This window comes from Fructobacillus americanaquae (assembly GCF_024029775.1).
In the GTDB taxonomy this organism is placed as follows: domain Bacteria; phylum Bacillota; class Bacilli; order Lactobacillales; family Lactobacillaceae; genus Fructobacillus; species Fructobacillus americanaquae.
Map to the genome: position 1 here is coordinate 1139981 of NZ_CP097122.1, position 13727 is coordinate 1153707.

10 protein-coding genes, 1 tRNA gene and 1 pseudogene are annotated in these 13727 nt (G+C 44.5%); 8 read left to right on the forward strand and 4 right to left on the reverse strand.

Annotation, left to right across the window (positions count from 1 at the left end; genetic code table 11):
* Positions 1-24: 24 nt before the first annotated feature.
* Together M3M36_RS05630 and M3M36_RS05635 are read left to right on the forward strand one after the other, a co-directional pair.
* On the forward strand, positions 25-888 hold the full coding sequence (locus tag M3M36_RS05630) for a YihY/virulence factor BrkB family protein (protein ID WP_252773610.1): 864 nt from the start codon (positions 25-27) through the stop codon (positions 886-888).
* Positions 881-1474, forward strand: a complete 594-nt coding sequence (locus M3M36_RS05635) for a DUF1054 family protein (protein WP_252773611.1) — start codon at positions 881-883, stop codon at positions 1472-1474. The genes M3M36_RS05630 and M3M36_RS05635 overlap by 8 nt, the downstream gene beginning before the upstream one ends.
* Before the next feature lie 88 nt (positions 1475-1562).
* On the opposite strand, the gene M3M36_RS05640 is transcribed toward M3M36_RS05635, so the two are convergent.
* A complete protein-coding gene (locus tag M3M36_RS05640; protein WP_252773612.1) occupies positions 1563-3635 on the reverse strand; it encodes a cation:proton antiporter in 2073 nt (690 codons plus the stop codon).
* 190 nt (positions 3636-3825) lie between these two features.
* Between M3M36_RS05640 and M3M36_RS05645 the strand changes: the two genes are divergently transcribed.
* Positions 3826-6378 (forward strand): M1 family metallopeptidase, encoded by a 2553-nt coding sequence (locus tag M3M36_RS05645; RefSeq protein ID WP_252773613.1) that lies wholly within the window; start codon positions 3826-3828, stop codon positions 6376-6378.
* Between the two features lie 357 nt (positions 6379-6735).
* Here the strand turns inward: M3M36_RS05645 and M3M36_RS05650 are convergent, their stop codons facing one another.
* Positions 6736-8082, reverse strand: a complete 1347-nt coding sequence (locus tag M3M36_RS05650) for an HD domain-containing protein (RefSeq protein WP_252773614.1) — start codon at positions 8080-8082, stop codon at positions 6736-6738.
* An 81-nt stretch (positions 8083-8163) separates the two neighbouring features.
* On the opposite strand from M3M36_RS05650, the gene M3M36_RS05655 reads away from it, so the two are divergent.
* From M3M36_RS05655 to M3M36_RS05665, 3 genes are all read left to right on the forward strand, one after another.
* On the forward strand, positions 8164-8604 hold the full coding sequence (locus M3M36_RS05655; RefSeq protein WP_252773615.1) for a YwiB family protein: 441 nt from the start codon (positions 8164-8166) through the stop codon (positions 8602-8604).
* 25 nt (positions 8605-8629) lie between these two features.
* Positions 8630-9190 carry a DNA-directed RNA polymerase subunit delta gene (rpoE, locus tag M3M36_RS05660; RefSeq protein ID WP_252773616.1) on the forward strand — a complete coding sequence of 187 codons (561 nt, stop codon included), beginning with the start codon at positions 8630-8632 and terminating at the stop codon, positions 9188-9190.
* A gap of 83 nt (positions 9191-9273) precedes the next feature.
* Positions 9274-9347: transfer RNA gene (locus M3M36_RS05665), tRNA-Lys, on the forward strand.
* Between the two features lie 146 nt (positions 9348-9493).
* Here M3M36_RS05665 and nadE read toward each other — a convergent pair.
* A complete protein-coding gene (gene nadE / locus M3M36_RS05670; protein WP_252773617.1) occupies positions 9494-10315 on the reverse strand; it encodes an ammonia-dependent NAD(+) synthetase in 822 nt (273 codons plus the stop codon).
* The gene (locus tag M3M36_RS05675; RefSeq protein WP_252773618.1) at positions 10312-11754 is read right to left on the reverse strand and encodes a nicotinate phosphoribosyltransferase; all 1443 of its coding nucleotides are present in this window, start codon (positions 11752-11754) and stop codon (positions 10312-10314) included. Before M3M36_RS05675 ends, nadE begins: the two co-directional genes overlap by 4 nt.
* Positions 11755-11945: 191 nt before the next feature.
* Here M3M36_RS05675 and sufB point away from each other — a divergent pair.
* Positions 11946-13076, forward strand: a pseudogene (gene sufB, locus M3M36_RS05680) (Fe-S cluster assembly protein SufB); the annotation flags it as partial.
* A gap of 29 nt (positions 13077-13105) precedes the next feature.
* Entirely contained in the window at positions 13106-13387 is a 282-nt protein-coding gene (locus tag M3M36_RS05685) for a metal-sulfur cluster assembly factor (protein ID WP_252773619.1), read from the forward strand.
* The last annotated feature ends 340 nt before the right edge of the window (positions 13388-13727 follow it).

Sequence of the window (13727 nt, forward strand, 5' to 3'; positions counted from 1 at the left end):
TGTAATTATGGCATAATAGGATTTATGAAAAAACGTTTTAAAAAAATCTGGGCTTATCTGGACCACCGTTTTCGGGCTGATGCTCTGGTGACTTATTTTACCCGTGCACAGTTAACGTTAGTTGGGCCAACTTTTGCCTACTATGTGGTTTTGACACTGATTCCACTGTTGATCATGTTCGTGTTGACAATTGCGGCATTGAATTTGAAAACAGAGCATGTAGTGGTTGTTTTGGCACAGATGTTGCCTTCTTCGATTGCTAACTTTTTAACACCAATTGTGAATTCGGTTGCCCATACTAATACAAAATCTTATCTTTCTTTTTCACTAATTTTTATTGCTTGGTCGCTATCACAAGTTTTGGCCGTTTTGCGCAGTACCTTCAACAAAATTGCTGATAAGGAAGAAGTGGGGTTACCAATTCTTTCAAGACTTTGGGCCTTTCTATGGTTAATCGTCATGTTGGTAACCGTTGCCGCCATCATTTTGATTGGGAATATTACGGCATTGCTGATTAACCATTGGACCGGGATTGTGATTGCCTCACCAACTCGCTGGCTGGTCATTATTGGCTTGTGGATTTTTTTGATTTGGGTAAACTACCGCTTACCGGTAAAGGCTGCCCGTCCGTCCTTTTTAGCAGTGATAGTGGGGACATTGATTGATCTATCGTTATTAATGCTCTTAAACCGCGTTTTTGTTTGGTTTGCTGATATCCAGTTCCATCGATCCGGTGTTTACCAGTCCTTGGCGTCGATTGCTGTTTTCTTGATTTGGTTGGACCTTTTGGCAACGATTTTGGTCGTGGGCTTTATTCTAATGACATGGTTAACGGAATTCCCGTTCTTTAGTAAGGACGATCAGGAAAAGGAGAAAGAAAATGTTTAACCAACAGGATTTTCTTGTTTTTGCCGATCCAACTTTGGATGGACGGATGGATAAAATTCGCGCAATTATTGATCCGAAGTTCGAGGACTTTGCCGATTTGGCATTACCAATTTTAAAAGAAGATGGTCAGGAGTGGTATGCACACGTCGCCAAGCATAAAATGCGTAAGACCAATGCACCAGATAATACTTGGGTGGCCTTTGCCCCGAATAAGCGGGGCTATAAGATGATGCCCCATTTCGAGTTGGGTTTGTGGGCGGATAACTTGTATCTTTACCTGGCCGTTGAGGAAAATATGAAGCCCAAGGATTTGGCTAACATTTTGCCAAAGCTGCGGACGGTGGTGGACCAAGTGACTCAGCTACCAAGAGAGTATTGCCTATCATTAAACCATATGGTAAATGAAAATCAGGAATTGGCCAGCTATTCGAATGCGGTGGATCGCTATGAAAAGGTTAAGGCGGCTGAGATTTTGGTTGGCTTGAAGGTACCGGCTGATTCGCCATTAATGGGCCAGGAGAAGCTAACAGAGACCTTGATTCATGCCCTAAAGACGCTGCTACCAATTTACGAAAAATTGCGCTAAGGGCCAAGTAGGGCAATTAGAAGAATAAAAAAACCAGGCGTTTGGCTTTATTGCAAAGTGCCTGGTTTTTTATGTGCGATGCTTAGTCTTAATTAGCAGTGAAGTCCATTAATTGGAGAGTCTGGGCTTGGTTAATTTCGTGATAAAGTTGGTCACCAAGGGCTGGTGAAATTGCTTTTTTCTCCAATTCGCTAGTGACAAAACGGTATTCATGTCCGAATGCGTGAATGTAAGCTTCGGCAGGCACCGTGACATTAACGTGTTGATAATCATGCGCAACCAAATCAAAGAAGCGATCTAAGAGGGTCCTGACCTGGTCGATATTGCCGGTTTCTTGGCCAGCAATCATTTGTTCTGCCAAGTGCTTGGCGAGCAGCTGGTCAGCATAACTTTGGGTATCAGCGTTTAAGGCCCAAACAGCGTGACGGTTATCACGTAAATTAGCCATCATTCGTTGCTGTTTGGGACGTGCTTTAAGGTGCTCTTGCTGATAACGAGCACGTTGTTTACGGGTAAAGGTACGAGTCTTTATGTGGAACCGGAGTTCCCCTTGCAACCGTCGGAGTTTACGGACCAAGTGCATCAATGGATGCCGCTTGGTAGCTGGGTTAATCAGGCCACGTTGAATAATCTTAGAATAGATGGCAATCGTGTTCTCAGCAAAGTTCTGTTGAACGTGATCGGAATCCAAATAGTCGTTCAATTCATCGAAGACAGCGTTCATGAGTGGCAGGACGGCCGTCGTAAAATCAGCTTGAGCCAATCGACGACCATTGGTAAACTTTTGCGTTTGCAAGGTTTGACTGAGCGCTTTTTTAATGGCGTGTTTTGCTGAGGACTGTTCGACAGCAATAATGGCCGTGTCAATCATTTGCTTGCGGACGCGATCGAGATCCTCCGGGCTAAACTCTGCCGTTTCTGGTTTCAGCAAAAGGGGCAGAGACACGCTGGCAACAGCAAGGGAAAGCAAAATCACGAGGGTGGTCACAATTTGAATTTCATCTAAGAAAGGCAGGGGGCGACCATTGATTTTTGTTGGTAATGACATTGCCAAGGCCAAGGTAACGGCCCCGTGGACGCCAGAAAGGCCAAAGAGACGGGCGCGAATTCGACGGTTTTTTGTATGTTTTTTACCAAAGAACTCGGTTAGGTTTTGATCACTTTGGAGTGTCACCCAAAGAAAGCGACCTAAAAACATCGCCAGGTAGATGGCTGCAGCCAGGGCAAGCAAAATCAGTGAGCCGATCCAGCCAAAGTGGGTCATCGTTTTGAAAATGGCTGGTAGTGCTAGACCTAAAATTACAAAGACGATCCCGTTCAAAACGGTTGTTGTGGTCTGCCAAATGGTAGCGGTCACGATTTGACTTTCGGTGGCGATGAGCTGCAGTTTTGAATGTTCCCAGTTATGCACTAAGCCGGCCGCAACGACGGCTAAAATACCGGAAGTGCCAAGGTGCTCAGCGACAATATAAATAACAAAGGGAGTTAAGAGGTTTAAGGGAATGGTTGTTGCCTGAGCAGAAGTTGCGTGGAAGTTTAAATACATCCGTAACCCAACTACTAATAAAGAAAGGATAGCGCCAACTAACAGGCCTCCTAAGGATACAAAAAGAAAATAGCCGATACCTGTCATCGGTGATAAAGACCCCTTAGTAAAGAATGAAAGGGCTAGGTCCAGTAAAACAATTCCGGTTGCATCATTAAAAAGCGACTCTAGTTCAAGCGACTTATTTAATCCCTTAGGCATGGTTAGGCCCTTGGTCATTGACTTAACGGCCACGGCATCCGTTGGGACAACGATCGCTGCCAAAGCAATCGTTAAGGCCAATGGCCACTTAGTGGGGAAGTTGGCGTTGACTAAGGCAACTAAGACCATCGTAAAAAGCGCCAATACGACTGAAAGTTGGATAATGGTCTTGGCGTGTTTGCGGATGGTATTGTAAGGGTGGCTTTGTCCCTCTTGAAACATGATGGGAGCAATAATCAAGAATAAAAAGAACTCGGAATTGATTTGAAAGCCGTGAAAGGTTGGTAGGATGGAAAAAAGGGCACCGATTACAATTAAAATCAGTGCTTCTGGAATACGCTTGACAAAGGGTTGAACAATGTTAGCCGCAACAACGGCACCCACGAGCAAGGCGATAATCAATAAAATCGACATGGGCTTCTCTTTCTCATAAATGGATTGACCATTGAAAGGTCTTCTTCCTAATAATTATAGGGCTTTCCAGATTATGAGGCAAGCGTTCGCCTTTCCGCATTTGCTTACTATCTTTTATCTCATTTTTTAGTTATAATGGCATTGTTGTTAATTATATATTAATAAATTTTTAATAAAAGGTAGGTGCCTCATGGCTGCAATTCCACGTCTTTATGAAACATTCCAACCCAATCATTATGATTTGTTTTTGGATATCTCACGCGAAAATAAGTTGATTGTTGGAAAAACGACAATTACGGGTCACGTGACGACGACTGATTTAGCATTACATCAACACGACTTAGTGGTGGAAACATTAAAAGTCAACGGTCAAGCGGTTGACTTTACAATGGACAATGACCAAGATCAAGTGACTTTTAAGGCTGATCAACCTGGTGAAATTGAAGTTGAGGTTACTTACCATGCTCCCTTAACGGACAATATGAATGGAATTTATCCATCTTATTACAATGTTGATGGCCAAGCCAAGCAATTGGTTTCCACACAATTTGAAACTTATTTTGCCCGCCAGGCTTTTCCAAGCATCGATGAACCAGAAGCCAAGGCAACGTTCTCTTTGGCCATTAAGTTTGATGAAAAGCCAGAGGAATCAGTTATCTCAAACATGCCAGAGCAAAAGGTCGAAGAGGGCGTGCATTATTTTGACAAGACAGTCAAGATGTCTACCTACCTCCTAGGCTTTGCCTTGGGTGACTTGCAAAGCAAAAAGACCAAGACGAACTCTGGTGTTGAAATTGGGGTTTTTGCTACCAAGGCTCACCCTGCTGACAACTTGGACTTTGCACTTGACATTGCAAAGCGGTCAATCGAATTCTTCGAAGACTTCTATCAGACACCGTATCCATTGCCACATTCTTGGCAAGTGGCCTTGCCTGATTTTTCGGCTGGCGCCATGGAAAACTGGGGTGTTGTGACTTATCGTGAAGCTTGCTTGCTCGTTGATCCAAAGAATTCTTCGACGGCAACCAAGCAATATGTGGCGACCATCGTGGCTCATGAATTGGCTCACCAATGGTTTGGTGACTTGGTGACCATGAAGTGGTGGGATGAGTTGTGGTTGAATGAGTCCTTTGCCAATATGATGGAATACGTAGCGACAGACTTCTTGGAACCTGACTGGCATATCTGGGAATCCTTCAACGCTGTTGAAGTTCAAAAGGCGCTTCACCGTGATGCCATTTTGGGTGTTCAGCCAGTTCACGTCGAGGTACATCATCCAGAAGAAATCGATGCACTCTTTGACCCCGCCATTGTCTATGCCAAGGGTGGGCACTTGTTGGTCATGGTCCGTGCCTTGATTGGAGACGACGCCTTGCGCAATGGTTTGAAGCAATACTTTGCCAAGAAGAAGTACGGCAATGCGACTGGTGATGACCTCTGGGCCGCCTTGGGTGAAGCATCTGGCAAGAACATTGGTGCGATCATGCATTCTTGGTTGGAACAACCAGGTTATCCAGTTGTTTCTGTCAAGGTGGAAGATGGTCGCGTTAAGGTTAGCCAAAAGCCATTCTCAATTGGTGGTGACAAATCAGCTGTGCCAAATGCCGATAGCCGGATTTGGCAGGTACCGTTGGCTGCCTCTGCCGTCTCGGCACCAGATTTGTTGACGACTGAAACCATGGATTTAGGTGATTACGAAACACTGCAACGTGAAAGTGATGGCGCCTTTACATTGAACGTTGGCAATACTGGTCATTATATTGTACAATACGATGACACACTTTTGGCCGAACAGGTGGCAAATTTGGAAACGGCCAACGCCATTTCGCAAGCCCAATTCTTGCAAAACAACTTATTGTTGGCCCAAGCTGGTCAAGGATCCTTTGCTGATTTGCTTTGGGTCTTGCCAAAGTTGGCAGACTCAACGTCTGAATTGGTTCAGTCACTGATTTATCAAGTAATTGCTCAGGTCAAAGCCTTTGCGACAGATGGTTCTGATTTGGAAAAGAACTTGCAGACCTTTGTCAATGACCTTTCAAAGCAACAATTGATTCGTCTTGGCTTTGACAAACGTGCTGGTGAAAATGTTGACGATGAAATGGTACGAGCTGAAGTCCTGTCAGCAGCCCTCTTTGCCAAAAATGCTGATTTGGTGGCTCATGCTCACCAAGTCTTTGAAGAGGCTGGTGGGGATGTTACGAAGTTGCCTGCCAATGGTCGGGCAGTGATTTTGAAAAACGAAATCCAAAATTTCAACACGCAAGAAAAGTTCAACCAATTCTTGACGGACTACCAAAAGACGGCGGAAGCGGCCTTGAAGTCTGATTTGGAAGCCGCTTTGGTAACGAGCCAGGATGAAAGTCAGTTGGAAACCTTGGTTGCCAACTACCAGAATGCTGATGTGATCAAGCCACAAGACCTCCGTGGCTGGTTCCAAGGTATCTTGGGCAATGACAAGGGTCAAGCTTTGGCCTGGGACTGGGCAAAGAATAACTGGGACTGGTTGGAAGATCGCCTCGGTGGTGACATGTCCTTCTCATCTTACGTAACGGTGATTTCGCGGATTTTCAAGACAGCGGAAAACTTGGCCGAATTCAAGGCCTTTTTCACGCCTAAGTTGGACCAGCCAGGTTTGGCTCGTGAAATCGTGATTGATCAAGCGGTGATTGAAAACCGGGTGAAGACGATTGCCGACCAGACAGCTGACGTTGACCGCGCTTTGGCCTTGTTGGCACAAAAGTAAGCCTTTAGGCACAAGCAAAATTTGCATAAAATAAAAAGTGTTGCTCTTTGATATGAACCCCGAAATTTAGAAAAAATTTCGGGGTTTTACTAGGTCCAAGTAATCAAAAAGACAAAATTACAAGTGGTTATCTTTAGCAAGGGTCGGATGATGGTGCCAAACAGATTACTCAAGAAGACAAAATGGATTAAGTGCAAAGAAAAAGGACTGTCACCAATCGAATAGCGGGTGTCAGTCCTCAGGTCACTCAATGATCTGCTTTGATTTTTGATTTCCAGCAGACCATTCATAGATAAAATGGGTTTGATTGTGTGGAAAATCTGTGGTAGACAGCGATTTTTTCACCGTCATTACTTTTTAATGTTCACCAGGGATGAATGTATCATTTTTAATTAGTGAGCGAAAATTTTGGTGAACCTGGGAGAAGAGGTCGTCTGGGCCATTGTTGAGCATTTCCTTTGGGAAAAAGAAGCGTTGGTCCAAGGAAGCACGCCCCTTAATGGAGGCAACAAGGGCCGAGAGTTGTGATAACTCACGGTGGCTACCGTCGCTTAAGACAAGCTCGATTTGGGTCCGTGGCTTCTTCTCGCTTGGCTTATAATCATCGTAAGGAAGGTCATAGGCGTCATTTTGAGCGGTGTAGTAGTCTGGGTCGAAGCCGGCATCCTTAACGATTTGCTCGAGTTCAGCTAGATAGGGTGCCGACTGGTCGTTAATTTGGATGGACTTGAACGGCCGACGGTTTAAGAATCGAGATGAGAGGTCTGCTAAGATTTGGTCAGGATAGTCCTGCCAACCATTGATGGCCGTCATAAAGAGGTTGTCATCAAGGCGTAGGTACTCATCAATGGTTAAATCATGGTCGGGCTGAAAGACAGGCGCCAGCAAAGGACCAACCAAATCGCCAGTATTGTGTCCCTGTGAAAGAAGCTCTTTGACACGCCCTAAGAGATGTTCTAGGATAACTTCCATCCCCCGTGAAACCGGGTGGAAGTAGACTTGCAGATACATCTGGTAGCGGGAGACGATGTAGTCTTCGACAGCATGCATACCAGCAATATCGTAGACAATGCCGGTTTTGCAAGGCTTCATCGTGCGCATTATCCGGTCGATATCGAACTCACCGTAAGTTGCACCGGTGTAATAGGCGTCGCGGAGAAGGTAGTCCATTCGATCTACGTCTAATTGGCTGGAAATTAGTTGGACGATCTGTGGGTTTTCATAGGTTTTGGCAATCACTGAGGCGACTTTGTTGGGGAAATCAGGACTGTATGACTGCAAAATCCGATTAATCTCGGTGTCGCCAGTAATAATGTCCTGGGTCATCTGTTCATGGTTGGTGTGGAAAAGGTGCTCAAAAGTGTGTGAAAAGGCACCGTGGCCAACGTCATGTAAGAGAGCGGCGACGACCGTCAGCATCTGTTCCTCTGGGTTCCAAAGGCCGTCACCGGGTGTTTTGCTGCGATAGTATTCGTTAAAGTAATCGGTAATCCGTCGAGCTAGTTCGTAGGCACCGACTGAATGGCCGAAACGGTCATGGACGGCCCCGTGGAAAACAAAGGCAGTGACGCCAAGTTGTTCAACCCTGCGGAGTCGCTGAAACTCAGGCGTATTAATCAGGTCTAAGACTAATTGGTCTTGGATGTGAATGAATTTGTGAATTGGATCGCGGAGAACTTTTTCGTGTGCTAATTTTTCCGACATATTTGACCTTTCCCTTCGTACTTTTTCTTATTATAATAGACTTTAGCTGTTTGTGAAAATATTAGGAGCAATTTTAGCCAAATGAGCCAAAAAGAAGTACAAGTAAAAATTAGTCACCAGGTCTTTCAAGATGCAGGTGACGAGCGGTATGAAATTGAAACAACCGGTGTATTAACCATCAAGGGTGATAGTGTATACCTGGCCTACACCGAAAAGATTGACGATCAAGGTGAGACCAATGTCGTCTTTAAGTTTAGCGAAAATCAAATCAGCCTCAGCCGCCACAACGTGACGAAGACCCGGATGGTCTTCCGACCTGGTTTGGTTGAACACCAACCCTATCAAACAGTGGCAGGCATGATGCTGCTTTCAACCAATACCAGCCAGATTGACTTTGCCTTTGATGAAGTTCAGCTAGCCGGGTCTTTAGATTTAGCCTATGCCTTGTCTGCCAATGATCAAGTGGTTGGTCAATACCAGGTTGCCTTGCAATTTGGGCCAAAATCCAGTATACTCAACTAGTTAGAAGCGCGAAAGGACGAGAGCCATGTCAAATTTAGAAAACGGTCAACTCAAGGAAGAGATGTCCTTGGTGGAAATCGCTACGGCCATTTTAGCAGAAGAAAAGAAGGCCATGCCCTTTACTGATTTAGTAACGGCCATCCAAAACTTTTTGGAAATCGATACGGATGCGTTCCAAAGTCGATTGTCACAATTTTATACGGACTTGAACACTGACGGTTCGTTTATTTCCTTGGGAAATAACGAATGGGCTCTGCGTTCATGGTATCCAGTCGATGCAATCGATGAATCAATTCACGAAATTGATGATGAAGAAGAAAAGCCAAAGAAGAAGAAGGCCTCTAAGAAGGTTAACGTCTTTGCTGATTCTGCATCAGCCGATGACGACGTGATTGACTATAACGATGATGATCCAGAAGACGATGACTTTGATGACCTTGAAGGTCACAATGCTAAGACTGGTGATGGCAATGATGCCGAAGATGACGACGATGCTGAAAAGGACGAAGCCATCGAAGATAACCTGACGGAATTAGCCGGTTCAGATGACTTGGATGACTTATCTGATGGGGATGAAGAGCAATAAAAAAAGTAAAAATATTTTTTAAAAGGTATTGCTTTTTTACTCTTGCTTCGGTAATATATATAAATGTGCTAAGGCACAGGATTGCTTCCGTAACTCAGTTGGTTAGAGTAGGGGATTTTTAATCCCAAGGTCCTCGGTTCGAATCCGAGCGGGAGCACTGAGTTAATCAGGCGACCTTGGGAGATTCCAAAGAAAAGCAAAACTTGAAAAAGTTTTGCTTTTTTTTGCCGAAAAAAACAGTATAAAAGGACTTCAGAATTTACCATGTGGTAGAATCTGGAGTCCTTTTTTTGCTGTTAATGATTAATAAAACCAAGTGTCATAAATCGTAATTGGTTCATGTCGCTTTTGCTGGCTATTTAAGTAGAGTGATTCAATTTTTTCGGCATCACTAGTTGCAACCTGCTTGCCTTCCAAATAGTCGTCTATGGCCTTGTAAGCAACCCCTAGGGCAACTTCGTCTGGTAGTTGTGGCCGGTCGTCTTCTAAATCAGCTGTTGGTGTCTTTTCATACAAATGAGTCGGAGCTGAAAGAGCTTCAAGCAAGGACCGTCCTTGGCGCTTATTTAACCGCCAGAGGGGGTTGATATCCGTGCCACCATCACCGTACTTGGTGAAAAAGCCGGCAATGGCTTCGGCCGCATGATCGGTACCAATCACAACTGCCTGGTGTTCTCTGGCAACCGCATACTGAGCAATCATACGCATCTTGGGCTTAATTGAACCCCGGCTTAAGTCATCAACGACTAAACCAGCCGCGCGTAAAGATGTTACCATGGCATCGGTCGCTGATTTGATATTGGTTGTAATCGTCTGATCAGGATTGATGAAGTCAAGCGCTGCTTTTGCATCGTCTTCATCTTGCTGCTGCCCGTAAGGCTGGCGGATGGCGATGAATTGATAATCTTCTTTTGTTTCTTCTCTTAGCTCGTCAATGGCCATTTGACCTAATTTACCAGCCAATGTTGAATCCTGCCCACCAGAAATGGCAATGACCAATCCTTGATAGACACTATGGGTCAAATACTGCTTTAAGAAGTCAACCGACCGTCTTATTTCGGTCTGCGGATCGATCACGGGTTGTACGTGTAGTTCGGCGATAATTTTGGCTTGAAGAGCTCTCATGCTTTCATCTCCTTGATTTGTTGACGGATGGTTTGAATTAAGTCGTTTTTGGCATCGTAGAGGTCCTGTGCCAAATCAACTGGGTAGGTTTCTGGATTTAAGATGCGTTTGTACTCATCCCACAGATTATCCAGTGAGTTTTTGGCGTAGGCCTTAATTTCTTTGATAGTAGGCAGATCATAGACTAATTTTCCATTGACGAAAATGTCATGGAGAATAGGCGTTGCCTGAAAATCAGTGACCTCTTTGGAAAGAAGGGGGTGGTTTGGATCAAACATGTGGAGTGTCTCGACTTGATTTGGATTTTGGCCAAAGAAGGTCAAATAATCACCTTCTGACTTGCCATCCTTCTTATCGGTAATCCGCCAAATTTGTTTTTTACCGGGCGTGGAAATTTTTTCAACGTTATTGGACAACTTAATGGTATTTTGCCCATCGATGTTGACCATTTTGTAAACGGCACCAAGGGCTGGTTGGTCGTATGCGGTAATCAGTTTCGTACCGATGCCCCAAACATCAATCTTGGCCCCCTGACTTTTCAAATTCAAGATGGTATTTTCGTCCAGGTCATTGGAGGCGTAAATTTTGGCATTGGGGAAGCCAGCTTCATCGAGCATTGTCCGAACCTTCTTTGATAGGTAGGCCATATCACCTGAATCAATCCGGACTCCTTGGAAGTTGATTTTGTCGCCAAATTCCTTGGCCACCTTGATGGCATTTGGCACGCCTGATTTTAAGGTGTCAAAGGTATCAACCAAGAAAACAACATCATGGTGGGTCTTCGCATAGGCAAGAAAACCTGCATAGTCACTTTGGTAGGCCTGAATCAAAGCGTGAGCATGCGTCCCTGAGATTGGAATCTGGAAAAGTTTGCCCGCCCTGACGTTTGAACTGGCATCAAAACCGCCAATATAAGCGGCTCGAGTTCCCCAGAGAGCAGCATCAAGTTCCTGGGCCCGTCTGGTTCCAAATTCAAGCAAGGGCTGACCATCGGTAACTGAAGCGATTCGGGCTGCTTTCGTTGAAATTAGTGTCTGGAAGTTGATGATATTCAATAAGAGAGTTTCTAACAATTGGGCATCCACTAACGGCCCATCGACTTGGATTAATGGTTCGTGGTTAAACATGACCTCGCCCTCGATAGCCGAGCGGATGGTCGCCGTTAACCGCCAATCCTTTAAATAGTGCAAAAAGTCCTCTTCATAGAGGTTTAAAGACCGTAAGTAATCAATATCAGCATCACTAAAGTGAAGATTTGTTAGTGCCTTAACGAGTCGTTCCAACCCAGTGAAAACAACGTAGCCGTTGTCAAAGGGCATCTTGCGGAAATAGGCTTCAAAGACCACTGGCTTTTGATCGATTTTGTCTTTCCAATAGGTGTAAATCATATTGATTTGGTATGCATCAGTATGCAATACCAGTGAATCGTCTGTGTACATAGTTCCGTCCTTTTTCTTCTATTATACGCAGAATTGGTTCATTGTTAAAAAAGTTTTGTGAAGAATTTCAATAACAAATAGTTATTTTTTTGTTGCTAATTTTTTCTGATTGTAAACAAAAAGTAATTATCATTCTAAACTCCTTGTGCCCTAAGGCTAAGAGCACTTGAAGGGACTTTTTTCACAAGCCAACCAATGGTCAATACCGGGATTGGGACGCAGTCCCCCAAGAATTAAAAGACACATTTAAACGGTTGAGCGTTCCAGAAGCCGAGCGAAAGTGGCTGGCCGTCTCGTCTGCCCAGTATGAGTCTGAGGTGGTTTACCATCGGATGAAAGAGGAGTTTGAGAAGACGGGTATTGTTTTCACGGACACCGACACGGCTGTGCAGAAATATCCCGAACTAGTTCGAGAATACTTGGGTTCATTGGTGAAACCTACCAATAATAAATTAGCCGCTTTAAACTCGGCCGTCTGGTCCGGGGGAACCTTTATTTATGTACCAAAGGGGGTTCATGTCACGACACCCATCCAGTCTTATTTCCGGATTAACACGGAAAAGGAAGGACAGTTTGAACGCGCCTTGATTATTGTTGATGAGGGCACCCATGTTGATTATGTTGAGGGGTGCTCTGCACCAACTTACTCGCAAGATATTCCCTGCATGCGGTCGTGGTTGGAGTTATCGTGAAAAAGGACGGCTATTCAAAACTGGTCGAACAACGTTTATTCACTGGAAACAAAACAATCAGCGGCCGAGGAAAACGCCACAATGGAATGGGTCGATGGTAACTTTGGTTCAAAGACAACGATGAAATATCCATCGGTTTATTTGAATGGTCAGGGAGCCAGGGGAACCATGCTTGCGATTGCTGTTGCCGGTGCAGGGGTTAACTTAGATTTTGGTGCCAAGATGATTCATAATGCTCCCGATATGTCCTCTTCGATTGTGTCTAAGTCGATTGCTCATGATGGTGGCTCAACGGATTACCGGGTAACAGTCAAGTTTAATCGTAATGCGACCGCTTCTTTTGCTCACGTTGAATGTGACACCATCTCGGTTGACGACCAATCGTCAGCAGATACCATTCCATACAACACTGTCTTGAACGGGAATGACTCGATGGAACATGAGGCAAAAGTTTCCAAGGTTTCTGAAGACCAACTTTATTACCTGATGAGTCGAGGAATTTCGGCTGAAAAGGCAACCGAAATGAGTGTAATGGGCTTTGTGGAACCATTTACGAAAGAATTGCCGATGGAATACGCGGTGGAATGGAACCGTTTGATGAAGTTTGAAATGAGTGGATTGGTAGCTTAAAAAATGGATGCAGGAAAAAAGAAGAAATCATGTTGGCCTTGAGTCAGGTGATTGACCCGGACTTTCGTGTGGATGTTGTTAATTTGGGTTTTATTAATGAAATTGATTTAAATGACCAGGACTTGTGTACGGTCAATATGACTTTGACAGTGCTTGGGTGTCCGATTATGGGTACTTTAGAAGAAATGGTTGTTAATGCCTTGGACGTCCTTGATGGCGTTGAGCAAGTTAAGATTGAATATCGTTTGAAACCGGCTTGGTCGGTTGAAAGGCTCTCACCATACGCCAAAGCAATGTTGGGCCTAAGTTAGAAAATAACGCTAAAACTTAATATTTTAATTGACAGCGTCTGAGCAAGGCATTTGTAGCAAGCGTTAGTCCAAAAAGAGTGGAAAAAAGCGCTACAAGAATGATCAAAATGCTGCCAAAGCAAGTGCAATGGAACGGGAATATTCAAAAACCATGACTATTTTGTAGAAAGGTAGTGGGATGGCTCAATTGCCAGCTGACGGTTGCCAAGAATTAATCATGGATCAAGAATAGGCAGATTGCTTGATTACCCAATTGGGCACTCCAAGCGAAAAATGACCAAGGACTTGCGATTAATCAAATGATGGTCAACATGGCGCTGATTTTTACGAGTTTTGCTTA

What these genes read in the sequence shown, in the direction of transcription:
- nadE (WP_252773617.1), bottom strand. Translation starts at nt 10,315, where the DNA reads ATGAGAGCTCTTCAAGCCAAAATTATCGCCGAACTACACGTACAACCC.
- M3M36_RS05640 (WP_252773612.1), bottom strand. Translation starts at nt 3,635, where the DNA reads ATGTCGATTTTATTGATTATCGCCTTGCTCGTGGGTGCCGTTGTTGCG.
- rpoE (WP_252773616.1), top strand. Translation starts at nt 8,630, where the DNA reads ATGTCAAATTTAGAAAACGGTCAACTCAAGGAAGAGATGTCCTTGGTG.
- M3M36_RS05635 (WP_252773611.1), top strand. Translation starts at nt 881, where the DNA reads ATGTTTAACCAACAGGATTTTCTTGTTTTTGCCGATCCAACTTTGGAT.
- M3M36_RS05685 (WP_252773619.1), top strand. Translation starts at nt 13,106, where the DNA reads ATGTTGGCCTTGAGTCAGGTGATTGACCCGGACTTTCGTGTGGATGTT.
- M3M36_RS05630 (WP_252773610.1), top strand. Translation starts at nt 25, where the DNA reads ATGAAAAAACGTTTTAAAAAAATCTGGGCTTATCTGGACCACCGTTTT.
- M3M36_RS05645 (WP_252773613.1), top strand. Translation starts at nt 3,826, where the DNA reads ATGGCTGCAATTCCACGTCTTTATGAAACATTCCAACCCAATCATTAT.
- M3M36_RS05675 (WP_252773618.1), bottom strand. Translation starts at nt 11,754, where the DNA reads ATGTACACAGACGATTCACTGGTATTGCATACTGATGCATACCAAATC.
- M3M36_RS05650 (WP_252773614.1), bottom strand. Translation starts at nt 8,082, where the DNA reads ATGTCGGAAAAATTAGCACACGAAAAAGTTCTCCGCGATCCAATTCAC.
- M3M36_RS05655 (WP_252773615.1), top strand. Translation starts at nt 8,164, where the DNA reads ATGAGCCAAAAAGAAGTACAAGTAAAAATTAGTCACCAGGTCTTTCAA.